Origin of the sequence: Streptomyces sp. NPDC088553, assembly GCF_044752965.1 — a bacterium.
In the GTDB taxonomy this organism is placed as follows: Bacteria; Actinomycetota; Actinomycetes; order Streptomycetales; family Streptomycetaceae; genus Streptomyces.
In genome coordinates, this window is the sequence record NZ_JBIVMG010000007.1 from 172838 (window position 1) to 196920 (window position 24083).

At 74.2% G+C, this 24083-nt stretch carries 15 protein-coding genes; 11 read left to right on the forward strand and 4 right to left on the reverse strand.

Annotated elements, in window-relative coordinates; translation table 11 throughout:
- Window positions 1-207 precede the first annotated feature (207 nt).
- From ACIP8Z_RS24645 to moeZ, 5 genes are all read left to right on the forward strand, one after another.
- Entirely contained in the window at window positions 208-1914 is a 1707-nt protein-coding gene (locus ACIP8Z_RS24645; RefSeq protein ID WP_402086883.1) for a glycosyltransferase, read from the forward strand.
- The gene (locus tag ACIP8Z_RS24650; protein ID WP_402086886.1) at window positions 1907-3328 is read left to right on the forward strand and encodes a hypothetical protein; all 1422 of its coding nucleotides are present in this window, start codon (window positions 1907-1909) and stop codon (window positions 3326-3328) included. The genes ACIP8Z_RS24645 and ACIP8Z_RS24650 overlap by 8 nt, the downstream gene beginning before the upstream one ends.
- A 202-nt stretch (window positions 3329-3530) precedes the next feature.
- Window positions 3531-4502 carry an NAD(P)-dependent oxidoreductase gene (locus ACIP8Z_RS24655; RefSeq protein WP_030320749.1) on the forward strand — a complete coding sequence of 324 codons (972 nt, stop codon included), beginning with the start codon at window positions 3531-3533 and terminating at the stop codon, window positions 4500-4502.
- Window positions 4490-5233, forward strand: coding sequence for a spherulation-specific family 4 protein (locus ACIP8Z_RS24660; RefSeq protein ID WP_402086889.1), 744 nt, complete (start codon window positions 4490-4492; stop codon window positions 5231-5233). The genes ACIP8Z_RS24655 and ACIP8Z_RS24660 overlap by 13 nt, the downstream gene beginning before the upstream one ends.
- 63 nt (window positions 5234-5296) lie before the next feature.
- Window positions 5297-6475 carry an adenylyltransferase/sulfurtransferase MoeZ gene (gene moeZ / locus ACIP8Z_RS24665; RefSeq protein WP_319309980.1) on the forward strand — a complete coding sequence of 393 codons (1179 nt, stop codon included), beginning with the start codon at window positions 5297-5299 and terminating at the stop codon, window positions 6473-6475.
- A 66-nt stretch (window positions 6476-6541) separates the two neighbouring features.
- Here the strand turns inward: moeZ and ACIP8Z_RS24670 are convergent, their stop codons facing one another.
- From ACIP8Z_RS24670 to ACIP8Z_RS24680, 3 genes are all read right to left on the reverse strand, one after another.
- The gene (locus ACIP8Z_RS24670) at window positions 6542-8140 is read right to left on the reverse strand and encodes an alpha/beta hydrolase (protein WP_402086892.1); all 1599 of its coding nucleotides are present in this window, start codon (window positions 8138-8140) and stop codon (window positions 6542-6544) included.
- A 51-nt stretch (window positions 8141-8191) separates the two neighbouring features.
- Window positions 8192-9763, reverse strand: a complete 1572-nt coding sequence (locus ACIP8Z_RS24675) for an alpha/beta hydrolase (protein ID WP_402086895.1) — start codon at window positions 9761-9763, stop codon at window positions 8192-8194.
- Between the two features lie 129 nt (window positions 9764-9892).
- Window positions 9893-12544, reverse strand: coding sequence for a flippase-like domain-containing protein (locus ACIP8Z_RS24680; RefSeq protein WP_402086898.1), 2652 nt, complete (start codon window positions 12542-12544; stop codon window positions 9893-9895).
- Window positions 12545-12736: 192 nt separating this feature from the next.
- Here ACIP8Z_RS24680 and ACIP8Z_RS24685 point away from each other — a divergent pair, with 192 nt between their 5' ends.
- The 6 genes from ACIP8Z_RS24685 to nudC all read left to right on the forward strand — a co-directional run bounded on the left by ACIP8Z_RS24685 (window position 12737) and on the right by nudC (window position 23663).
- The gene (locus ACIP8Z_RS24685; protein WP_376310836.1) at window positions 12737-13102 is read left to right on the forward strand and encodes an MGMT family protein; all 366 of its coding nucleotides are present in this window, start codon (window positions 12737-12739) and stop codon (window positions 13100-13102) included.
- Between the two features lie 224 nt (window positions 13103-13326).
- The gene (locus ACIP8Z_RS24690) at window positions 13327-16833 is read left to right on the forward strand and encodes an ATP-dependent helicase (protein ID WP_402086901.1); all 3507 of its coding nucleotides are present in this window, start codon (window positions 13327-13329) and stop codon (window positions 16831-16833) included.
- An 86-nt stretch (window positions 16834-16919) separates the two neighbouring features.
- Window positions 16920-17732 (forward strand): hypothetical protein, encoded by an 813-nt coding sequence (locus tag ACIP8Z_RS24695; RefSeq protein WP_402086904.1) that lies wholly within the window; start codon window positions 16920-16922, stop codon window positions 17730-17732.
- Between the two features lie 69 nt (window positions 17733-17801).
- The gene (locus ACIP8Z_RS24700; protein ID WP_402086906.1) at window positions 17802-21248 is read left to right on the forward strand and encodes a UvrD-helicase domain-containing protein; all 3447 of its coding nucleotides are present in this window, start codon (window positions 17802-17804) and stop codon (window positions 21246-21248) included.
- 10 nt (window positions 21249-21258) lie between these two features.
- Complete coding sequence (locus ACIP8Z_RS24705) at window positions 21259-22680, forward strand: dipeptidase (protein WP_402086909.1); 1422 nt, start codon at window positions 21259-21261, stop codon at window positions 22678-22680.
- A gap of 35 nt (window positions 22681-22715) precedes the next feature.
- Window positions 22716-23663: an NAD(+) diphosphatase gene (gene nudC, locus ACIP8Z_RS24710; RefSeq protein WP_402086911.1), complete on the forward strand. Its 948-nt coding sequence runs from the start codon at window positions 22716-22718 to the stop codon at window positions 23661-23663.
- An 85-nt stretch (window positions 23664-23748) separates the two neighbouring features.
- Here the strand turns inward: nudC and ACIP8Z_RS24715 are convergent, their stop codons facing one another.
- Complete coding sequence (locus ACIP8Z_RS24715; protein WP_073912119.1) at window positions 23749-23991, reverse strand: mycoredoxin; 243 nt, start codon at window positions 23989-23991, stop codon at window positions 23749-23751.
- Window positions 23992-24083 lie beyond the last annotated feature (92 nt).

Here is a 24083-nt window from a genome sequence, read left to right on the forward strand (position 1 = left end):
CGCGCCCCCCCGCCCCCGCCCCCCCCCCCCGGGGGGGGCCCCCCCCCCCCCCGGGGGGGGGGGGGGCCCCCGCCCCGCCCCCCCCCCCCGCGGCCCCCCCCCCCCCCCCCCCCCCCCCCCCACCACCGGTATCTCCGCTTACGTTCTTCCCGCTGCGAGTCGCCGGACCAACGGTGGCCGTCGTCAAGGGAGATCGGGGGTGCACTCATGCGGATCGGACTGCTCACGGAGGGTGGCTACCCGTACGCCACCGGTGAGTCCGGACTCTGGTGCGAGCGGCTCGTACGGGGACTCGGGCAGCACCAGTTCGACCTGTACGCCCTCGGCGCGTCCGGCACCCCGCGACCGCTCCCCCCGAACGCCCGCGTCGCACGCACCGCCGACCTGGACGGCTCCGACTCCGGCCCGGCGGCGCGGAACCTCCTCGAACGCACCGCCCTCGGCGACCGCCGCGCCGCCCGCCGCGCCTACGGCCGGCGCGAGCGGCGCCGGTTCGTCGAGGCCTTCCACCGGCTCGCGCTGGGCGTGTGCGGGGAGACCGCCCCCGCGTCCGCGGACACCACCGCCGGGCCCGGGGAGCACGAGGCCGGGGCCGATCCCGGGAAGGTCGCCTTCGCCGAGGGGCTCTACGCACTCGCCGAACTCGCCCGCGAGCGCGGCGGGCTCCCCGGCGCGCTCCGCTCCGACGACGCCGTCCGCACCCTCGAATCCGCCTGCCGTGCCCCCGGCGCACGCCGGGGCGCGGCCGCAGCGGGACTCCCCGACCACCTCGCCTTCGTCGAGCACCTGGAGCGCACCCTGCGCCCCCTCTCCCTCGACTGGTACGCGGAGGACGCGCTCGGCGCGGCCGACCTCTGCCACGCCGCGGCCGGCGGCACCACCGCCCTTCCCGGCCTGCTGGCCAAACGCTTCTTCGGGACCCCGCTGCTCGTCACCGAGTACGGCGTACAACTCCGCTCCCACTACCTCTCGGCCGCCGGCGCCGACCGCTCCGCGCCCCTGCGCACCCTGCTCGCCGCCCTCCACGGCCGGCTCGCCGCCGAGGTCTACGGGCAGGCCGCCCTCCTCACCCCCGGCAACGCCCACGCCCGCCGCTGGCAGGAGAAGTGCGGCGCCGACCGCGCCCGGATCCGCACCGTCCACCCCGGCATGGCCGCCGACCGCTTCGCCGAGGTCGGCGAGGACGAGGAGAGCGGCGACCCCGCCACCCTCGTCTGGGTCGGCCGGGTCGAACCCGCCAAGGACCTCATCGCCCTGCTGCACGCCTTCGCCGAGATCCGCGCCCGGCAGCCCGACGCGCGGCTGAGGATCGTCGCCGTACCCCTACGGGACCCGGGCTCCGGCGCGTACCTCGCCCACATCAAGGGGCTCGCGGCCCAGCTCTTCCCCGACGAGGCCGCCGGCGCGCACGCCGTCGGCGAGAACCCGGTCACCTTCGAGGAGCTCGGCGGCCCCGAGGCACCCACCCTGGAGGACACCTACGCCTCCGGCGCGGTCGTCGTCCTGTCCAGCGTCGTCGAGGGCTTCCCCGCGAGCCTCGTCGAGGCGATGTTCTGCGCGCGAGCCACCGTCTCCACCGACGTCGGCGCGGTCGTCGAGATCATCGGCGGCACCGGGCTCGTCGTCCCCCCGCGCAACCCCCGGGCACTCGCCGACGCCTGCCTCGCGCTGCTCCGCGAGCCCGAGCGCCGCCACCGCCTGGGCGCCGCGGCCCGCGCCCGCGCGCTCGAACTCTTCACCGTCGAACAGAACCTCGCCGCGTTCCGCGGCATCTACCTGGAACTCCTCTCCCACGCGCCGGTGCGCCACCGCCCCGGGGACGGCGTGCCCTTCGCCCACCCCGCCGAGGCACACGTGCCGGGCAGCTGGGCGCCCAAGGCCGTGGCCGCCGGGACAGGAGCCCCCGATGCCTGAAGGAGACACCCCCATGCGCGGCTCCGCCGCCCCGACGAGCCCCGGAGCCTGGGACGCCCGCTCCGAGGCCCTCCTCGGCGCCCCCGCACTGACCCCCCGTACCGGCGGCGCCCTCGACCCGCACACCCCCGAGGGGCCCGTCGAGGCCCTGCCGTCCGGGATAGCCCCGGCCGAGGCGGGCGCACCGTGGCCGACCACGCCGCCCGGCTCCGCCGGCCCGTCCGGCCCGTCCGGTTCCGCCGAGAGGTCCGCCCCCGCCGGCCCGTCCGGTTCCTCCGAGACGTCCGCCCCCGTCCTCGCGGGCGGCCTGCCCGGCCGGGTCCCGGTTGAGCCCACCCCCGCAGGAGCCCCGGCCGGAGCGCCCGCCCCCGCCGCCCGTCCCCGGCGCGGCACCGCCGACCCCGTCAAAGTCCTCATGCACCGGCACCGGGAGCTCTGCGCCCGGGCCGTCGACCCGCTGGAGATCGCCGCCGGTCTTGAGGCCCAGGGGTTCACCGACCGGACCGCCGCCCGCTTCCGGCACCGGGACGTGTTCTCGCTGGCCGAGGAGCTCTACGCGCGCGTGCCCCGCGGCGGAGAGCCCCCCGCGCCGCCCGCGCCCCCGCGCGGGGACACCGACCCCTGGATGCTCGCCGTCCTCACCCCCGGCGCCGCCGCCGCGCTCACCGGCATCGGACTCGCCGTCACCCACGGGCCCGTGCGTCTCGCCGTCGGCGCGACCGGGGCCCTGCTGCTCACCGCCGCCCTCCTGTTCGCCGTCCGGCGCGGCCCCTTCCGCGCCCCCGACGGCGGCACCGTGCCCGCCGCCCGGCTCTGGACCGTCTGGCTCGTGGCGTACGCGGTCTGCGGCGACGGCCTCCTCACCCAGGTGCTCAGCGGCGGCCCCGACGGCCCCTGGGACCTGACTCCAGGACCGGTCCTGGGCCTCGCCCTCGCCGTCGCCCCCGCCGCCTGGTGCGCCCGGCTCTTCGCCCACCGGGCACGCCGCCGGATCGCCGACAGCCGGGGCCTCGCCGACTTCGCCGCCGGCACCCGCCCGCTGCTCCTCGGCACCGTGACCCTCCAACTCCTCGCCCTCACCCTGCTGCTCGGGCTCACCGGATTCAGCCCCGGGGCCCTCGCCCTCGGCGCGCTCCTGCTGCTCGCCCGGCTCCTCACCGTCCACGGCTTCCCCGAGACGGCCGCGGCCGCCCTCGCCGCCGCCAGCGCCGCCGAGGCGCTCGCCCTCACGAGCGTCCTCGCCGCCCGCGTCCCCGTCCCCGGCTTCGACGCCCTCGCCACCCCCGTGCGGGCCGTCGTCGACACCTGGGGCCCCGGGGCCGTACCCACCCTCGTCTGCGGCGCCGCCGCGCTCGGCCTGCTGGCCCACGCGACCGGCTCCCTCTCCCGGGCCTCGGCCCACGCCACCCCGTGAGAACCCGCCGCAGCCCCCGTCGGAGGCCGGGCGACCACCGCACCTCCCACCCCGCCGAGCCTCCCGTCAGGAAACCTTCCCGCACCCGCGGAGCCGACGCCGCGGGCGCGCCCCGTCACCTCTCTGATCACCTCGCAAGGAGACCGAAGACCATGACCCCGCAACCCCAAGGAACGGCCGGTCGGCACGAAGGGGCCGCGCGATGAGGGTGCTACTGCTCGGAGCCAACGGCTTCATCGGCCGCTTCGTCGCCGACCGGCTCCTCGCCGACCCGGCGGTCCACCTCACCGCGCTCGGCCGGGGCGACGACGCCGACGTGCGCTTCGACCTCGCCTCCGGCAGCCCGGGCGCGCTGACCCGGTTCCTCGACGCCGTCCACCCCGGGGTCGTCGTCAACTGCGCCGGCGCCACCCGCGGCGGCGCCCGCGACCTCACCCGGCACAACACCGTCGCCGTCGCCACCGTCTGCGAGGCCCTGCGCCGCAGCGGCTGCGGCGCCCGGCTCGTCCAGGTCGGCTGCGCCTCGGAGTACGGGCCCAGCCAGCCCGGCTCCTCCACCGCCGAGGACGCCGTACCCCGCCCCGGCGGCCCGTACGGGGTGTCGAAGCTGGCGGCGACCGAACTCGTCCTGGGCTCGGGCCTCGACGCCGTGGTCCTCCGCGTGTTCTCGCCCGTCGGCCCCGGCACCCCCGCCGGCTCGCCGCTCGGCCGGCTCGCCGAGGCCATGCGCAGGGCCATGCAGGCCGGTGACGGCGAGCTCAAGCTCAGCGGCCTCGGCGTGCAGCGGGACTTCGTCGACGTACGGGACGTGGCGCGGGCCGTGCACGCGGCCTCGCTCTCCGCCGCCCAGGGCGTCGTCAACATCGGCACCGGCCGCGCGGTCCGGCTCCGGGACGCCGCCGCCGTCCTCGCCAGGGTCGCCGGCTACTCCGGCAACCTGCACGAGCTGGACGCCCCGCACGGCATGCCGCAGCGCCCGATGATCGGCGCCCCCCGCACCGAGGGGACCATCGCCGACCAGCTGGCCGCCGCCCCCTACCCGTACCCCGACGGCTGCGGCCCCTGGCAGCAGGCCGACGTCCGGACCGCCCGCGACCGGCTCGGCTGGCGGCCCCGGATCAACCTGGAGGAGTCGCTCGCCGACATCTGGATGGAGGCGGCGTGTCGCATCTGACGGCGACCACGGGGGCGGTGAAGGAAGCCCTGGGGGTGGGCGTGCCCGGCTACGCCCACCCGCTGCTCGCCCCCGTCGAGTGGGGCGAGCTGACCCGCCCCGGGACCCCGCTGCACTGGGCGGTGCTCAACGTGGCGGATGGCCCGGGAAGCCGCCCGGACCCGCACTGTCTGGAGGCGGCGGGGAAGCTCCGTAACGCCGGGGTCAGGGTCCTCGGGCACCTGGACGCCGCGTACGGCTCCCGGCCGTTCGGGGAGCTGGTCTCCGACGCCCACCGCTTCGTCGACTGGTACAAGGTGGACGGCTACTACCTGGACCGCTGCCCCGCGGACCGGGCGGATCTGGCCGGCGTGCGGCGGGTCACCGCGACCCTGGAGGCAGTCCTCGGCGGCGAGGCCCACCTGGTCCTCGGCCACGGCACCCATCCCCACCCGGGATACGCCGAGACCGCCGACCAGCTGGTGACCTTCTCGGGCGCCTGGGCGGACTACCGCTGGTCGCAGGTGGCCGAGTGGACGGCCGAGTACACGGAGGCGAAGTTCGTCCATCTCGTGCACGGCGTTCCGCGCACCCACCTGGACGAGGCCCTGCGGATCGCCCGCTGGCAGGGGGCCGGGACGATCTTCTTCACCGACCGCGCGGGGGGCCCGGGACAAAGTGCGCCATTCCACTCGCTGCCCGGCTACTGGGACGAAATCGTCTCGCGGATCGGACCGGGTGTCTCGGAATGAGAAGAGGCGTGGCAGTGTTACGGGGAGAACAACCGTACTGACATACCGACAACCGGAGTCCCCGTGTCGCTGCCACCCCTGGTCGAGCCGGCTGCCGAGCTCACCGTAGACGAGGTCCGCAGGTACTCCCGCCACCTGATCATCCCGGACGTCGGGATGGACGGGCAGAAGCGGCTGAAGAACGCCAAGGTGCTGTGTGTCGGTGCCGGTGGCCTCGGCTCGCCGGCGCTGATGTACCTGGCCGCCGCCGGCGTGGGCACGCTCGGCATCGTGGAGTTCGACGAGGTCGACGAGTCGAACCTCCAGCGCCAGATCATCCACAGCCAGGCCGACATCGGCCGCTCCAAGGCCGCTTCGGCACGCGACAGCGTGCTCGGCATCAACCCGTACGTGAACGTGATCCTCCACGAAGAGCGGCTCGAGGCCGAGAACGTGATGGACATCTTCAGCCAGTACGACCTGATCGTCGACGGCACCGACAACTTCGCCACCCGTTACCTGGTGAACGACGCCTGCGTGCTGCTGAACAAGCCGTACGTCTGGGGTTCGATCTACCGCTTCGACGGCCAGGCGTCCGTGTTCTGGTCCGAGTACGGCCCCTGCTACCGCTGCCTCTACCCGGAGCCCCCGCCGCCGGGCATGGTCCCGTCCTGCGCCGAGGGAGGCGTCCTGGGCGTGCTGTGCGCGTCCATCGGCTCCATCCAGGTCACCGAGGCCATCAAGGTCCTCGCCGGCGTGGGCGACCCGCTGGTCGGCCGCCTGATGATCTACGACGCCCTGGAGATGCAGTACCGCCAGGTGAAGGTCCGCAAGGACCCGAACTGCGCGGTCTGCGGCGAGAACCCGACCGTCACCGAGCTCATCGACTACGAGGCCTTCTGCGGCGTCGTCTCCGAGGAGGCCCAGGAGGCGGCGCTCGGCTCCACGATCACTCCGAAGCAGCTCAAGGAGTGGATCGACGACGGCGAGAACATCGACATCATCGACGTCCGCGAGCCGAACGAGTACGAGATCGTCTCGATCCCGGGCGCGCGTCTGATCCCGAAGAACGAGTTCCTGATGGGCACCGCCCTCCAGGACCTCCCGCAGGACAAGCGGATCGTCCTGCACTGCAAGACGGGTGTCCGCAGTGCGGAGGTCCTCGCGGTGCTGAAGTCCGCGGGCTTCGCCGACGCGGTGCACGTCGGCGGCGGCGTGATCGGCTGGGTCCACCAGATCGAGCCCGAGAAGCCGGTCTACTAGTCGGCCTGACGAAGGGGCCCGGATCTCGACACGAGATCCGGGCCCCTTCGCGTGTCCCGCTACGGGTCACGCCCCGCTACGAGCCGCTCCGCCGGAGCAGGTCGTGCCGTACGCGGGGACCTTGCCGTCCAGGAGGTACGCGTCGATCGTCGCCGTCGCGCACGACGACGTGCCGTACGCGCCGTGCCCCTCGCCCTCGTTGGTGACCAGGACGCCGACCCCGTCGCCGAGTTCCTTCGCCATCTTCTCCGCGCCCTCGTACGGGGTCGCCGGGTCGCCCGTCGTGCCGACGACGAGGACCGGGGCGGCGCCCGGGGCGCTCGCCTCCGGGGTCGCCCGCTCGCCCCTCACCGGCCACTCGGCGCACCAGCCGGCCGTGTCCCAGGCGAGGAACTCGCCGAACACGGGGGAGAGCCGCCGGAATTCGGGGATCAGCGCCTTGGCCTCCGCCGCTGTCGGCCGCGCGCTGGAGTCGGCGCAGGAGATCGCCCGCTGCGCGTGCGACTGGGTGGCGTAGTGGCCGCTCGCGTCACGGTCGTTGTAGTAGTCGGCGAGTTCGAGCAGGGCGCCGCCGCGCCCCTTCTCGGCGTCCGCGAGGGCCGCCGTCAGAAGGGGCCAGTTGGACTGCCCGTACAGCGTCACCGCGATGCCCGTGAGCGCCAGGCCCTCGGTGAGCTTCCGCTGGCCGACCGTCAGCGGCGCGCGGTCGAGCTTCCGCAGCAGGCGTGCGATCCGCTCGGTCCCGTCCTCGGGGTCCTGGCCGGTGCTCTTCAGGTAGTTGCCCAGGGCCCGCTGGAAGCCGATCGTCTGGTGGCGGGCGTGCCCCACGGTGTCGGCGGTCGGGTCGACGACCGCGTCGAGGACGAGCCGGCCCACGTTGCGCGGGAAGAGGTGCGCGTACGTGCCGCCGAGCTCCGTCCCGTACGACATGCCGAAGTAGTGGAGCTTGGCGTCCCCGAGGACCTGCCGGATCAGGTCCAGGTCGCGGGCGGTGGCGGTGGTCGTGGTGTGCGGGAGGACCGTGGCGGAGCGGCGGGCGCAGCCTGCGGCGAAGGCGGCGTTGTCCTTGAGGTACGCGGCCTCCTCCTCGGCCGAGTCCGGGGTGAGGTCGACGGTGGCCTCGGCGGCGGCCTGTTCGGCGTCGGTCCGGCAGACGACACCGGAGCTGCGGCTGACGCCGCGCGGGTCGAAGCCCACCAGGTCGTAGCGCTCGGCGAGCTTGCCGTAGTCCTCCTCGGCCTGCGGCAGGATGTCGACGCCGGAGGCGCCGGGGCCGCCGAAGTTGAAGAGCAGGGAGCCGATGCGGTCGGCCTTGCGGCCCGCCTCCTTGCGGATCAGGGCGATCGGGATCGTCGCGCCCTCGGGCTTCGCGTGGTCGAGCGGCACCTTGACGGTGGCGCAGCGCCAGTTCGCGCCGGGCTTCGCCCCGCCCGGCCCGGGTGCCGGGCAGGCCTTCCAGTCGGGGCGCTGGCCGGTGAGGGAGGCGGGCAGCGGGGGCAGAGGGGCGGTGGCCGAGGGGGTGGCGGTGGTGGCCGACGGCTTGGCGTCTGCCGTGGTCGTCCTCGGGCCCGGGGTGGTGGCCGGGGCCCCGCCGCCGGCGCTCGTGCAGCCCGCGACCAGCAGGCCGGTGACGGCCAGGACCGCCGTCCGTACGCGTATGGACATGTGTTCCCCCCAGAAGCCCGACAAGGCGGCCATCCTAGGGGGGCCTCCGGGCTACTTGCAGACGGTGCCGGAGGCCGGGACCTTGCCGTCCAGGAGGTACGCGTCGACCGCCTTCTTCACGCACGCGCTGCCGCTGTTGTAGGCACCGTGGCCCTCGCCCTCGTACGTGAGCTCCACGCCGACCCCGTCGCCGAGCGCCTCCACCATGGCGCGGGCGCCCTCGTAGGGGGTGGCCGGGTCGCCGGTGTTGCCGACGACCAGGATCGGCGCCGCGCCCGGAGCGGAGACGTCCGGGTTCTCCCAGGTCCCGGGCACCGGCCACTGCGAGCAGCTGGAGAGCGCCCAGCCCATGAAGTCGCCGAAGACGGGGGAGGCCTCGCGGAACTGGGGGAGGCGCTCCTTGGCCTGGCCGAGGGTGTAGCGCTCCTTGAAGTCGACGCAGTTGATGGCCGCGTTGGCGGCCTGGATGTTGCTGTAGGAGCCGTTCTGGCCGCGCCCGTTCATCGAGTCCGAGAGGGTGAGGAGCAGGCCCCCGTCGCCGCCCTCGGCGTCGGAGAGACCCTGCTCCAGATAGGTCCAGAGGTCCTTGGAGTAGAGGGCCTGCGCGATGCCGTTGGTGGCCTGTGTCTGGGTGAGCTTGCGGTCGCCGATGCCCGGGATCGGCTCCTTGTCGAGGGAGGCGAGGAGATCGATCACGAAGGCCTCGATCTCGGCGACGGACGAGCCGGGCAGGGTGCACTCGGCGCCGCGGTCCACGCAGTCCTGGGCGAAGTTGTCCAGGGCGAGCTGGAAGCCCTTCGCCTGGCCGAGCGCCCCCTCCTCGACGCCGGCGTCCGGGTCGACGACCGCGTCGAAGACGGCCCGGCCGACGTTCTTCGGGAAGAGGTGGGCGTAGACGCCGCCGAGTTCGGTGCCGTACGAGATGCCGAAGTAGTGGAGCTTGTCGTCGCCGAGGACCTGGCGCATCAGGTCCATGTCCCGGGCGGCGTTCTCGGTGCCGACGTGCGGCAGGGCCGGCCCCGCGTCCTTGTCGCAGCCGGCCGCGTACCTCTTCTGCGCGTCCGAGAGCGTCCGCTCCTCGGCCTCGTCGTCGGGCGTGAAGTCGAGGGCGTAGTAGGCGTCGAGCTCCTTGTCGGTGAGGCATTCCACCGGGTCGCTGCGGCCCACCCCGCGCGGGTCGAAGGAGACCAGGTCGTAGCGGCCGCGCAGGGCCTCGTAATCGTTGGCGAAGCCGGGCAGGGCGGTGACGCCCGAGCCGCCCGGCCCGCCGAAGTTGAAGACGAGCGAACCGATCCGCCGGTCCTGGTCGCGGGCCCGGGCCCGGATCAGCGCGAGCTCGATGGTCTCGCCGTCCGGCACCGACCAGTCGAGGGGGGTCTGGAGGAAGGAGCACTCCCAGGCGGCGCCCCCGGGCAGTGGGGAGGGGGCGGGCCCGCCGCCCTCGGCGGCGGACGGTGCCGGGCACGGGGCCCAGGACAGTTTCTGCGCCGCCAGCGCGGAGACCCCGGCCGTGCCGCTCGGACTCGTCCCGGCCGCCTCGTCGCCCCCGTCCGAGCACCCGGCGGCGAGCAGCACGGTGGTGGCGGTCAGCAGAGCGGCGCGCTGGGCGGCGGAGATCGGCATAGGCCCATGGTGGGCCGCCGCCCCCACCGCCGCGCGGGACAGGGGTCCATGCGGGTGGCGGCGCGGACGCGACTCGGTCGCCCGGGCCGGGTCCTGAACGTCCCGCCCGGCCCGCCACGCCGGCACCCCCTAGAGCGCCTCGCGCTTCGTCAGCCAGTTGAAGCAGAGCCAGCCCGGGAGGACCGGGATCCACAGGGTCAGCAGGCGGTAGAGCAGTACGGCCGGGGTCGCGACCTCGATGGGCAGGCCGACCGCCACCAGACCGAAGGTGAGCGCGGTCTCGACGGCTCCCACGCCGCCGGGGGTCGGCGCCGCCGAGCCGAGCGCGTTGCCCGCGAGGAAGACGACGGCCACGCTCGCGTAGCTGATCGACACGTTGTTGTGGTCGAAGGCCCGGATCGAGGCGTCCAGGCAGAGCACGAAGGTGAGGGTGAGCAGCAGCATCCCGCCGATGCCGGTGACCAGCTTCATCGGCCGCTGGAGCACGTCCAGCATGCGCGGCACCACACCGGCGAAGAGCGAGCGCAGCCGCGTCGAGACGAACTTCCGCATGAACGGGATCGCCGTCACGACGAGCACGAGCACCGCGACCGTGAGGAGACCGGCGATGACCGTCCTCGACGGGGTGAAGGACTGCGACCGCTCCGTTCCCGTCAGATAGCCGAAGGCCAGCAGGAGCAGGATGTGCGCCCCGAGTCCGAACAGCTGGGAGGCGCCGACGCTCGCCACCGCGAGCCCCGGCCGTACTCCCGAGCGCTGGAGGAAGCGGGTGTTCAGGGCGACGCCGCCGACCGCCGCCGGGGCGACGATCTTCACGAACGAGCCGGCGACCTGCGCCACCACCGTCCGCCAGAACCCGACCCGCTCCGGCACGAAGCCGAGCAGGCTCATCGCCGCCGCCACATAGCTGAGCGCGGAGAACAGCACCGCGGCCGCGACCCACCGCCAGTCAGCCTCGCTGATCGTCGACAGCGGCGTCCGGGAGATCTGCGACAGCAGGAAGTACGCGGCGACCGCGCCCGCGATCAGACTGACCAGGGTCCGTGGCTTGATCCGCTCCAGGCGGACCGGCTCGGCCGGCGCCTGCGGGCGGATGAGCAGCACCTGCTGCCGGATCTGGGCCAGCAGGTCCTCCTCGCGGGCCTCGTCGAGCGCCGTGTCCAGGGCCCGTTTCTCGGCCTTCTTGTCCGCCTTCTTCTCGGCCTTGGTCTCGGCCCGGGCGGCCGTCGGATCCGCGGCCGCCTCCGCGGCGTGGACCTTCGCCAGCTCCCGCTCGTGCTTGGCCGCCTCCGAGGCGGCGAGCACGGCCTCCCGCTCGCGTGCCGACCGCTCCCGGGCGAGTCTCCGCAGCGTCGCGCGCGTGGAGCGGCTCAGCGCGATCGGCTGGAGCAGCGGCAGACAGTCGGCGACGGCGTCCGGGCCGAGCACCTCGACGGCCGCGGCGACCGCGCGCTCGGCACCGACCCGCAGACCGAGGGTGGTGAGCAGCTGGGCGATGTCCATCCGCAGGATCAGATCGCCGGCCGCGATCTCGCCGCCGCGCAGATCGGTGAGGATCACCCTGCCGGAACGATCCACCAGAATCGCGTCGCCCGTGAGCCTGCGGTGCGCGATCCGGCGCGACTGGAGCGCCCGTACCTGCCGCCAGGCGCTGCGGACCAGCGCGTCGGTGATGTCGTCGTCGTCGAGCGAGTCGAGGCTGCGGCCGCCGACGTGCTCGTAGACGAGCATCACGGCGTCCGGGCCGAGCTCGGAGGTGGCGATCAGCTTCGGCGCGTTCGCCCCGGCGGCGATCGCCGCGTACGCGAGGAGCGCCTCCTGCTCCAGGGCCTGCCGCAGCGAGACGATCGACCGGCGGGTGGTGATCGTCCGCAGGGTGATCCGCCGCCACGCGCGGTAGAAGAAGCCGTGCGCCTGCTGCTCGCGGTCGACGACGGTGACGTCGAGCGGCGGTCCGTCCTCCAGGGTCACGATGTACCGGCGGCCCCGGTCGCCGCTGTCCGACGAGTCGGGCACGCCCTCGGCGCGCAGTGCTGTGACCGGCCGGAAGCCGACTCGGCGCAGACCGGCGAGGAGGGTCTGCCCGGTGGGCCGGACGTTGGGGGAGCCGACCGCGTACAGCGTGCCGTACGCCACCGTCCAGCCGATCAGGACGGTCAGGATGATCGAGAGCGCGGTGGTGTATCCGGCCACCAGCATGGTGAACGCGTCGAGCGCCAGCACCACCCAGAGCGACACCCGCCAGCGGGGTCTGCGGGCCATGCCGACGGCGGTCATGTACGCGATCACCGGCGCGAGGTAGTTGTGCACGGGGTCGGTGAGCCCGCCGCCGGACGCCGGCTGGGTCAGCGCGTCCTGGATGGTGCCGGGCGCGGCCTCGGCGACCCAGAGGTCGGTGGCGAGGGTGAGACCGTGCGCGAGCACGGCGGCGAGGACGCCGTCCGCGATGCGCAGCCCGTCACGTTTGATCAGGCGCTCGATGGCGAAGGCGACGGGGACGAGCAGGACGGCGATGGAGGAGACGAGACCGGCGATCTTGACGAAGACATCGGGTGCGCCGACGGCGCCCTTGTTGATGTCCTCCTCGAGCCCCGAGGTCGTCGCGTGGGCGAACGCGGCGACGGCGATGACGAGCCCGATGGCGAGCAGACCGGCGAGCAGCCGCATCAGGTCCGAGGGGCGGTGCACCCGGGCGGCGAGCAGCGGCTCGTCGCCGGAGACCCGTTCGGGCACGTCGGCCTGGCCCTCCTCAGGGGGCTGGGTGTCCGGGGCCATCACCATGTCCGTCTCTGCATGCGCGTGGTGTCGTTCTCGTTCTCGCTGTTGTGCCGGCCGTATTTCTCGCTGTTGTTCTTGCTCTTGTTCTTGTACTTGTCGCTCTTGATCTCGTATCACCAGTCACCGCCCGCACGATGGTGGCACGAAGAGCCGCCGCGCGGAGGCATCAGGGCCATGTCGGTGGGGTGAGGCAGGATGGTGCGGATGAGCATGGAGGTGCCCGTGGGGGAGACCGGAGAACTGCCCGAGTACGCGGAACGGGTGCTCGACGTCGCCGACGGGATCCCGCCGGGCCGGGTGATGACCTACGGCGACGTCGCCGAATGGCTGGGCGAGGGCGGACCCCGCCAGGTCGGCCGGGTCATGGCCCTGTACGGCGGGACGGCGCCCTGGTGGCGGGTGGTCCGCTCGGACGGCACGCTGCTCCCCGGGCACGAACTGAGGGCCCTCGACCACTACCGCGAGGAGGGCACGCCGCTGCGCGAGCGGGGCCCGGCGGCCGAGGGACACCTGCCGAGGATCGACATGCGGCGGGCGCGCTGGGACGGAACTCACACCTGAGCCCGCCGACCGGGGACGACCGCACGGGGCGGGGCGTGAGCGGCGCCGGACGGGACGTACGCGGTACGGAACGGGGCGCGGAGTACGGCTCGGCGGCGGGCCGTTTCGCGTAACGTCGACGTTCGCGTCTCCCGAGGCGACGGCGGGCCGGCGAGCCCGACGGCCGGCCGCGGGGGACGGCCGCCTCACCCGCACCACCACTCCCACCAGGACCGGCGACCCACGTGAGTACCTCCTCGACCACCCGGCGTACGCCGCCGTACCAGGGACAGCCGTACCCCGGTTCGGGACGGCCGCGGAACCCGGGCGCGTACCGACTGGTGCGTACCACGCCGGCCCCGATGGATTCCCCTCAGCTGGACGCAACCCAGCGCGAAGTGGTTGACCACGACGGCGGACCACTTCTCGTCCTCGCCGGACCCGGCACCGGCAAGACGACGACCCTGGTCGAGGCCGTCGCCGCCCGGATGGAGAAGGGCGCCGACCCCGAACGGCTCCTCGTCCTCACCTTCAGCCGCAAGGCCGCCGTCGAACTCCGCGACCGCATGGCCGCCCGGCTCGGCGGCCGCCGCCCGCCGCAGGCCACCACCTTCCACTCGTACTGCTACGCCCTGATCCGCGCCCACCAGGACGCCGAACTCTTCGCCGAACCCCTGCGGCTGCTCTCCGGACCCGAGCAGGACCTCGCCGTACGGGAACTGCTCGCCGGCCACATCGACCTGGAGAAGACCGGGCTCGGGAGCATCCGCTGGCCCGACGAGCTCCGCGCCTGCCTCACCACCCGCGGCTTCGCCGACGAGGTGCGGGCGGTCCTCGCGCGCTCCCGCGAACTCGGCCTCGGACCGGACGCCCTCGCCCACTTCGCCGAGCGGGTCGGCCGGCCCGACTGGAAGGCCGCGGCCGGCTTCCTCGCCGAGTACCTCGACGTCCTCGACCTCCAGGGCGTCCTCGACTACACGGAGCTCGTCCACCGCGCCGTCCTCCTCGCCGAGGACATCAGCCTGCCCGCGTACGACGCGATCTACGTCGACGAGTACCAGGACACCGACCCGGCGCAGGTCCGGCTGCTGCACGCCCTCGCGGGCGGTCCGACAGGGGCCGGGGCCGCCGGAAGGGCGTCCGCGAAGAGCGGCCGGCCGACGGGCCGGAGCACGGTCGTCGCCTTCGGCGACCCCGACCAGTCCATCTACGCCTTCCGGGGCGCCGACGTGAACGGCATCCTCGACTTCCCCGCGACCTTCGGCGGCGCGGACGTCCGGGTCCTGCGCACCTCCCGCCGCTCGGGCACCGAGCTGCTCGGCGCGACCCGGCTGCTCGCCCAGCGGATGCCGATGCCCCGGCTCCCCGCCGACAAGGTCCGCGCCCACCGGGACCTCACGGCGGCGCGGGCCGGGGGCCGCGCGGAGGCGTACACGTACCCGACGGCCTCGGCGGAGGCCGAGAACATCGCCGACCTGCTGCGCCGCGCCCACCTGGAGGACGGCGTCCCCTGGCAGCACATGGCCGTCCTCACCCGGGCCTCCGCCGGTCTCCCGTCCCTCCGCCGCGCCCTCACCTCGGCGGGAGTCCCCGTGGAGACGGACGCGGCGGACACCCCGCTCCGCCACGAACCGGCGGTCGCCCCGCTGCTGCTGGCGCTGAGGGCGGTGGCCCAGGCAGCGGGCAGGCCCGCACCGGACCGGGACCTCCCGGACCCCACGCCCGCCGAGCACGACGAATCGGACCCCACGCCCGCCGAGCACGACGAATCGGGCCCCACGCCCGCAGAGCACGACGAATCGGACCCCACGCCCGCCGAGCACGACGAAGAGGACTCGCCCCCGGGCGCCGAGCCCGCGCGGCCGGAGGGCACCCGCACGTGGCTGACCACCGAGACCGCTCTGGAACTCCTCGCCTCCCCGCTCGCCGGCGTCGACCCCGCCGACCTCCGCCGCCTGGGCCGCGCCCTGCGCGACGAGGCCCGCGCCGCGGGCGACAAGGTCCCGCCGCCCTCCGACGTCCTGCTCGCCCGCGCCCTCGCCGAGCCCGAGCGCCTCGCCGCCCACGACCCCGCCTACACCCGCGGCGCGAAGCGGCTCGGCGACCTGCTCCGTGACACCCGCACCCTCCTCGCCGACGGCGGCACCGCCGAGGAGGCCCTCTGGGTGCTCTGGAACGGCACCCCGTGGCCCGGCCGGCTGGAGCGGGCCGCGCTCCGCGGCGGGCCCGCGGGCCGCAACGCCGACCGGGACCTCGACGCCGTCTGCGCCCTCTTCGAGACCGCCGCCCGCGCCGAGGAGCGCGTCGGCGGCCGCGGCGTCCTCAACTTCCTCGAAGAGCTCGACGCGCAGGACATCGCCGCCGACACCCTCACCCGCCGCCACACCCGCCCCGACGCCGTCCGCCTCATGACCGCCCACCGTTCCAAGGGCCTGGAGTGGAGCCTCGTCGTCGTCGCCGGGGTCCAGGAAGGACTCTGGCCCGACCTGCGCCGCCGCGGCTCCCTCCTGGAGGCCGACCGCATCGGCCGCGACGGTCTCGCCGAGCCCCTCACCCCCGGCGCCCTGCTCGCCGAGGAGCGCCGCCTCTTCTACGTGGCCGCCACGCGCGCGCGTGACCGCCTCGTCGTCACCGCGGTGAAGGCCGCGGCCGAGGACGGGGACCAGCCCTCCCGTTTCCTCACCGAGCTCGGCGCCGAACCGAAGGACGTGCCCGGCCGCCCCCGCCGCCCCCTCGCCGTCTCCGCCCTCGTCGCCGAGCTGCGCGCCACCACCGTCGACCCGGACGCCTCGCCCGCGCTCCGCGACGCCGCCGCCCACCGGCTCGCCGAGCTCGCCGCGCTCACCGACGAGGACGGCCAGCCGCTGGTCCCGGCCGCGCACCCGGACCGCTGGTGGGGCCTGTTCGAGCCGACCCGCAGCCCGGAGCCGCTGCGCGACCGCGACCGGCCCGTCGCCCTCTCGCCGAGTTCCCTGGACAACCTCGTGAGCACCTGTTCCCTCCAGTGGTTCCTGGGCCGCGAGGTCAAGGCCGCGGCCCCCGCCACCGCCGCCCAGGGCTTCGGCAACGTCGTCCACGTCCTCGCCGACGAGGTCGCCTCCGGCCGTACTCCCGCCGACCTCGACGTCCTCATGGCCCGGCTCGACTCGGTGTGGGACGCCCTCGCGTTCGACGCCCCCTGGAAGTCGGCGCAGGAGAAGCAGAACGCGCGCGTGGCGCTCGAACGCTTCCTGAGCTGGCACGTCATGGACCGCGGCGGCCGCACCCCGGCCGCGTCGGAGCACGACTTCGACGTGACCCTGGAGGCGGGCGCGTACGAGGTCCGCATCCGCGGCTCCATGGACCGCGTCGAGACCGACGAGCACGGCCGCGCGTACGTCGTCGACTTCAAGACCGGCAAGTCGGCCCCCACCAAGGACGAGGTCGCCCAGCACCCGCAGCTCGCCGTCTACCAGCTCGCGGTCCGGGAGGGCGCCCTCGACGAGGTACTCGACGGGCGGCGGCCGGAGCCGGGCGGCGCCGAACTCGTCCAGCTGCGGCAGGCCGCCCCGCAGAAGGAGGGCGGCGACGCCCTCCCCAAGGTCCAGGCGCAGGAACCGCTCGCCGGGGAGTGGGTCGGCGAGCTGCTCGCCAACGCCGCCGGCCGGGTCCTCGACGAGCGCTTCACCCCGACCACCGGCCAGCACTGCGCGAACTGCTCGTTCCGCGCCTCGTGCAGCGCCCAGCCGGAGGGCCGCCAGGTCGTCGACTGACGGTGGCCCGGGGCGCGGAGTCGCGGGCACGCGCGCGCGGGGAGACCCTGGTGGACAGGGATCGGGGAAACCGCGAGGAGGCTCGCATGGCGTCCCACCGAAAGCTCCGCGCCGCGGCCGTCGTCTGCGCCGTCGCCGTCGTCACGGGTCCCGCACCCGTCTCGGCCTGGGCCGCGACGACCGGCACCGCGGCCGCGGCCGCGTCCTCGGTGTCGGCGCCGTCGCCCGATCCGTTCTCCGGTCTCACCGCCGACGAGATCGCCGACAAGGCGGTCACCGCGACCCAGTCGGCGACCTCGCTCCGGATGACCGGCCGGGTCGTCACGGAGGGGCAGCCCCTCGACATCGACTTCGCCGTGAACGACCACGACGAGTGCACCGGCGTGATGAAGATCAAGGGGGGCACCGCCGAGCTCCGCAAGATCGACCGGATCACCTACATGAAGGGCGACGAGGCCTTCTGGCGCGTCTCCATGGCCTCCCAGGGCATGCCCGACGCCCAGATCGACGCCACGGTCGAGCTGGTCAAGGGCCGCTGGCTGAAGATCGCCCCGGGGCAGGCCGGCAGCGCCGACCTCAGCGGCGTCTGCGACCTGAAGTCGCTCCTCGCCGACCTCGGCGAGGACAAGGAGGAGCGCCGCGGACTGACCAGGGGCCGCGACGCCGAGGTCGACGGCACCCCCGTCGCGACCCTGGTCAAGAAGAAGGCCGAAGACGAGACCACCACCGTGTCCGTGTCCCAGGAGGGCAAGCCGTACATCCTGAAGATGGTCAAGGCCGGCGGCGAGGAACCGGGCGCGATGCTGCTCTCCGACTACGACAAGCCCGTACGGGTCGTCGTCCCGCCCGCCGACGAGACGGTGGACCTGTCGAAGCTGGACGCGGGCACGCCCGCGTGACGAGGATCCCTCGCGGGATCGGGGCCGGACCGGACCGGACTGTCGGTCCTCCGCGTTAGCCTCTTTGAGGTGACCGCACGCATCACCGACCCCGAGCAGCTCAAGGAGCTCCTCGGCATCCCGTTCACCCCGGAGCAGACGGCCTGCATCACCGCGCCGCTCGCCCCGCAGGTCGTCGTGGCCGGAGCCGGCTCCGGCAAGACGACGGTGATGGCCGCCCGGGTGGTCTGGCTGGTCGGCACGGGCCAGGTCGCCCCCGAGCAGGTCCTCGGTCTCACCTTCACCAACAAGGCAGCCGGAGAGCTCGCCGAGCGCGTCCGCACCGCCCTCGTCCGCGCCGGAGTGACCGACCCCGACGTCATCGACCCGGACGACCCCCCGGGTGAGCCCCGGATCTCCACGTACCACGCGTTCGCCGGCCGGCTCCTCACCGACCACGGCCTCCGCATCGGGCTCGAACCCACCTCCCGGCTCCTCGCCGACGCCACCCGCTACCAGCTCGCCGCCCGCGTCCTGCGCGAGGCCCCCGGCCCGTACCCGGCGCTCACCCGCTCCTTCACGACCCTGATCACCGACCTGCTCGCCCTCGACGCCGAGCTCGCCGAACACCTCGTACCGCCGGAAAGACTTCTTTCGTACGACTCCGCGCTGCTCACCGCCCTCGCCGAGGCCAAGCTCAGCAACGCCGAGCTGCGCAAGATCCCCGAGGCCGCCACCGCCCGCCGCGAACTCCTCGACCTCGTCGTCCGCTACCGGGCCGCCAAACGCTCCCGCGACCTGCTCGACTTCGGCGACCAGATCGCCCGCTCCGCCGAACTGGCCACCACCCGGCCCGAGGTCGGCGAGATCCTCCGCGACGAGTTCCGGGTCGTCCTCCTCGACGAGTACCAGGACACCTCCGTCGCCCAGCGGCTGCTGCTCTCAGGACTCTTCGGCCAGGGCACCGGACAGCGCCCCACCGGCCACGCGGTGACCGCCGTCGGCGACCCCTGCCAGGCCATCTACGGCTGGCGCGGCGCCTCCGTCGCCAACCTCGACGACTTCCCCGAGCACTTCCCGCACGCGGACGGCAGCCCCGCCGACCGCTACGCCCTCTCCGAGAACCGGCGCAGCGGCGGCCGCCTCCTCGACCTCGCCAACGGACTCGCCGCGCCCCTGCGCGCCATGCACGCGGGCGTGGAGGCGCTGCGTCCCGCGCCCGGCGCCGAGGCCGACGGAAGCGTCCGCATCGCCCTCCTCCCCACCCACGCCGAGGAGATCGACTGGCTCGCCGACTCCCTCGCCCATCTCGTCCGCACCGGCCGGGAGCCCGGCGAGATCGCCGTCCTGTGCCGCACGGCCACCGACTTCCCCGCCATCCACGCGGCCCTCGTCGCCCGTGACGTACCCGTCGAGGTCGTCGGCCTCTCCGGCCTCCTCCACCTGCCCGAGATCGCCGACCTCGTCGCCGTCTGCGAGGTCCTCCAGGACCCGGGCGCCAACGCCGCCCTGGTCCGCCTCCTCACCGGCCCCCGCTGGCGCATCGGCCCCCGCGACCTCGCCCTCCTCGGCAGGCGGGCCCGTCACCTCGTCCACCGGGGCGGCGAAGACCCCGACCCCGAGCAGCGGCTCGCCGCCGCCGTCGAGGGCGTCGACCCGGCCGAAGTCGTCTCCCTCGCCGACGCGCTCGACACCTTCCTCGACTCCGGCGGCGCGGCCGACGACGGCCTCGCCTTCTCCGCCGACGCCCGGGTCCGCTTCGCGCGCCTCGCCGCCGAGCTGCGCGCCCTGCGCGGCTCGCTCGCCGACCCGCTCATGGACGTCCTGCACCGGGTGCTCTCCGCCACCGGCCTCGAAGTCGAACTGTCCGCCTCCCCGCACGCGCTCGCCGCCCGCCGTCGCGAGACCCTCGGCCACTTCCTCGACATCGCCGCCGGCTTCGCCTCCCTCGACGGCGAGGCGAGCCTCCTCGCGTTCCTCGGCTTCCTGCGCACGGCCGTCCAGTTCGAGAAGGGCCTCGACAACGCCCTGCCCGGCGGCGAGAACACCGTCAAGGTCCTCACCGCCCACAAGTCCAAGGGCCTGGAATGGGACGTCGTCGCCGTCCCCGGTCTGGTCACCGGCCAGTTCCCCAGCGCCCGCGCCCGCGAGTCGTGGACCTCGCAGCCGCAGGTCCTCCCGCACGCCCTGCGCGGCGACGCCGCCACGCTGCCGGCCATCGACACCTGGAACGCCAAGGCCCTCACGGCCTTCAAGAACGAGATGCGGGACCACCAGCACACCGAGGAACTCCGCCTCGGCTACGTCACCTTCACCCGCCCCCGCACCCTCCTCCTCGGCTCGGCCCACTGGTGGGGCCCGTCCCAGAAGAAACCCCGAGGTCCGTCGGACTTCCTCCAGGCCCTGTACGCCCACTGCGAGCAGGGCCACGGGGAGATCGAGGCATGGGCGGAGGAACCGCAGAAGGACGCGAGGAACCCGACGCTGACGGAGCCGGAGAGCGAGGAGACCTGGCCGCTCCCGCTGGACGGGGAGTCGTTCAGGCGCCGCCGGGAAGCGGCCGAGCTCGTCCGCACCCGGTTGTGGGCCATCGCTCCGCGGGGCGGAACCAGCGAGCGTCCCACCAGCACGGCGCCCGGCCCCCAGGACCCGCACCCCCAGGACCCGCCCCCGGAGGACCTCTGGCCGGAAGAGGAGGAACCCGTCTGGGACGAGGACGAAGAGGCCCTCCCCGAGGACACCCACGCGGACACGGTCCCGGCACCCCGGGGGGAGGCGCAGACGCTCACCCCCGAAGACGCGCGAGCCATCGCCTCCTGGGACCGCGACCTCACCGCCCTCACCGCCGAACTCCGCCGGGCCCGCGCCACCACCCGTGACGTCGTCCTCCCCGCGTACCTCTCCGCCTCCCAGGTCCTCCGCCTCGCCGCCGACCCCGACGGCTTCGCCCAGGAGCTGGCCCGGCCGATGCCGAAGGCCCCGCAGCCGGCGGCCCGCCGGGGCACCCGGTTCCACGCCTGGGTGGAGTCCCGGTTCGAGGAGCTGCCGCTGCCGTTCCTCGGTCCCGAGGACCTGCCCGGCGGGGAGGACTTCGCGGGGGAGCCGGAGATCCTCGACGAGCGGGACCTCGACGAGCTGAAGGAGGCCTTCGCCCGTACCGAGTACGCCCACCGCACCCCGTACCGCGTCGAGGTCCCCGTGCACCTCTCGCTCGGCGGCCGGGTCGTCCGGGGCCGGATCGACGCCGTCTACCGGGACCCGGACTCCGGCGCGTACGAGATCGTCGACTGGAAGACGAGCCGGCTGCGCTCCGCGGACCCGCTCCAGCTCGCGATCTACCGGCTCGCCTGGGCCGAGCAGCACGGTCTCGCGCCCGAGGACGTGGCCGCCGCCTTCGTCTACGTACGGACGGGCGAGGTCGCCCGCCCCACCCGGCTGCCCGGCCGGGCCGAGCTGGAGGCCCTCCTCCTCGGAGAGCCGGCGCCCGACGCCGGTCAGACCCTCCTGCCGGGCGGGGCACCCCCGGGCGCCGGATAGGCTCGGGGGCATGAGCGAGACCCCGGACAGCGCCGTCCACGCCGTACGTACGTACATCGAGCAGCACCGTGCCGCCTTCCTCGGCGACCTCGCGGAGTGGCTGCGCATCCCCTCCGTGTCGGCGCAGCCGGACCGCGCCGGGGACGTACGGCGCAGTGCCGAGTGGCTCGCCGCCAAGCTCACCGAGACCGGGTTCACCACGGTCGAGGTCTGGGAGACCGACGGCGCCCCCGCCGTCTTCGCCGAGTGGCCCTCCGACGACCCGGACGCGCCGACCGTCCTCGTCTACGGCCACCACGACGTGCAGCCCGCCGCCCGCGAGGACGGCTGGCACACGGACCCGTTCGAACCGACCGTGGTCGACGGACGGATGTACGCGCGCGGGGCGGCCGACGACAAGGGCCAGGTGTTCTTCCACACCCTCGGCGTCCGCGCGCACCTCGCCGTCACCGGCCGCAGCGCGCCCGCTGTCCACCTCAAGCTGATCGTCGAGGGCGAGGAGGAGTCCGGGTCCCCGCACTTCCGGACCCTGGTCGAGACGCACGCCGAGCGCCTCGCCGCCGACGCCGTGATCGTCTCCGACACCGGCATGTGGTCCGAGACCACCCCCACCGTCTGCACCGGCATGCGCGGGGTCGCCGACTGCGAGATCGAGCTGTACGGCCCCGACCAGGACATCCACTCCGGCTCCTTCGGCGGCGCCGTGCCGAACCCGGCCACCGTCGCCGGCCGGATCGTCGCCGCCCTCCACGACGCCGACGAGCACGTGGCGATCCCCGGCTTCTACGAGGGAGTGACCGAGCTCAGCGACGCCGAGCGCGCCCTCGTCGCCGAGCTGCCGTTCGACGAGGCCGCCTGGCTGCGCACGGCGAAGTCGCACGGCACCCTCGGCGAGGCCGGCTTCTCCACCCTGGAGCGTGTCTGGGCCCGCCCCACCGCCGAGGTCAACGGCATCGGCGGCGGCTACCAGGGACCCGGCGGCAAGACGATCGTCCCCGCCTCCGCCCAGCTCAAGCTGTCGTTCCGGCTGGTCGCAGGTCAGGACCCGGCCAAGATCGAGCTCGCGGTGCGGGACTGGCTCGCCGGTCTCGTCCCCGCCGGCATCCGGTACGAGATCGTCTTCGGCGCCCCGACCCGGCCCTGCCTCACCCCGCTCGGCCACCCCGCCCTCAAGGCGGTCGCCGGGGCCATGAGCCGGGCCTTCGACGGCGCCAAGGTCCGCTACACCCGCGAGGGCGGCTCGGGACCGGCCGCCGACCTCCAGGACGTCCTGGACGCACCCGTCCTGTTCCTCGGCATCTCCGTCCCGTCCGACGGCTGGCACGCCCCGAACGAGAAGATCGAACTCGATCTCCTCATGAAGGGCGTCGAGACGACCGCGCACCTCTGGGGCGACCTGCCCGCCGCCCTGGGGCCTGTCGCCGAGCGCTGAACCCACACACCGATCCGGGGGAGTTGGAAGCACCTGTGAGCACCTTGAAGAACGCGTCAGCGGATCGCCCGATCTCGCTCACCGCTCCGAGCGGCATCGACCGTGCCGCGCACCACCGCCTCGACGAGGCGTGGCTGGCGGCGGCCTGGAGCCACCCCACCACGCGGGTCTTCGTGGTCTCCGGGGGCCAGGTGCTGATCGACGACACGGCGGACGGCACGACCGAACTCGTCATGACCCCGGCCTTCGAGGCCCCGGTCACCGAGACGCACCGCTACTTCCTGGGCACGGACGCCGACGGCGTCTCCTACTTCGCACTCCAGAAGGACTCCCTGCCCGGCCGCATGGACCAGTCCGCGCGGCCCGCCGGGCTCCGCGAGGCAGGTCTGCTGCTGTCGGACCGGGACGCCGCCCTCATGGTGCACGCGGTGGCCCTGGAGAACTGGCAGCGCCTCCACCGCTTCTGCTCGCGCTGCGGCGAGCGCACGGTCATCGCCGCCGCCGGGCACATCCGCCGCTGCCAGGCGTGCGGCGCCGAGCACTACCCGCGGACCGACCCCGCGGTGATCATGCTGGTCACGGACGAGGAGGACCGGGCGCTGCTCGGCCGCCAGGTCCACTGGCCCGAGGGCCGCTTCTCGACCCTCGCCGGTTTCGTCGAGCCCGGCGAGTCCATCGAGGCGTCGGTGGTCCGCGAGGTCTTCGAGGAGGCCGGTGTCACGGTCGGCGAGGTCGAGTACATCGCCAGCCAGCCCTGGCCGTTCCCGTCCAGCCTGATGCTGGGCTTCTTCGCCCGCGCGACCTCCTCGGAGATCACCGTGGACGGCGAGGAGATCCACGAGGCCCGCTGGTTCTCCCGCGACGACCTGGCCGCCGCCTTCGAGTCGGGCGAGGTGATCCCGCCGTACGGCATCTCGATCGCCTCCCGGCTGATCGAGCGCTGGTACGGCAAGCCGCTGCCGAAGCCCGGCGACGTGATCTGAGACGTACGACACGTTCCGCGCGTACGAAGAACCCCCGGCCGGTCCGTACCGGTCGGGGGTTCCTCGTGCGCAGGGGCCGGGTGGCTCAGACGCTGAGCGCCTGCTTCACCTGGGCGAGGCTCGGGTTCGTCAGCGTCGAGCCGTCCGGGAAGAGGACGGTCGGAACCGTCTGGTTTCCGCCGTTCGCCTTCTCGACGAACGCCGCCGAGTCGGGGTCCTGCTCGATGTTGATCTCCGTGTACGCGATGCCCTCGCGGTCCATCTGGCTCTTCAGCCGACGGCAGTAGCCGCACCACGTGGTGCTGTACATCGTCACAGTGCCCTGCATGGCGAGGCGCTCCTCTTGGTTCGCTGACGGGTGCCGAGAGGAAGAACGTACGCCCCGTCCCGGCCATTCCCGGAATTCGTATGACCGCGGAC